Annotated in this window: 1 protein-coding gene; it reads right to left on the bottom strand. The window is 65.1% G+C overall.

Annotation, left to right across the window (positions count from 1 at the left end):
• On the bottom strand, nucleotides 1-281 hold a 281-nt coding region (locus tag K3A85_RS17840), incomplete at its 3' end, for a LysR family transcriptional regulator (RefSeq protein WP_225207860.1).
• Between the last annotated feature and the right edge of the window lie 8 nt (nucleotides 282-289).

The following is a 289-nucleotide window of genomic DNA, read 5'->3' as shown; positions in this document are numbered from 1 at the left end:
GTGCCGCGCAGGGCCTGATCGTCGCGCCGGACATCCAGGACCGCGTCCTGCACGCTTTCCAGAATATTTTCGGCATGGTGCAACAGCCGTTCGCCTTCCGAGGTCAGGCAGACGCTGCGCGTGGTGCGGTGCAGCAACCGTGCCCCGATCGCGGTTTCAAGCGACTGGATCCGCTGGGTCGCGCTGGTGGGCGAAATGCCGAATTCCGCGCCCGCCTTGCCGATCGCGCCCAGCCGCGCCACCCGCACGAACAGCTCCAGCAGTTTCAGATCGTTCAGCATTCTGCATT

It is taken from the genome of Novosphingobium huizhouense, assembly GCF_020179475.1.
GTDB classification, from domain to species: domain Bacteria; phylum Pseudomonadota; class Alphaproteobacteria; order Sphingomonadales; family Sphingomonadaceae; genus Novosphingobium; species Novosphingobium huizhouense.
This window is presented reverse-complemented; position numbering and strand designations above follow the sequence as displayed.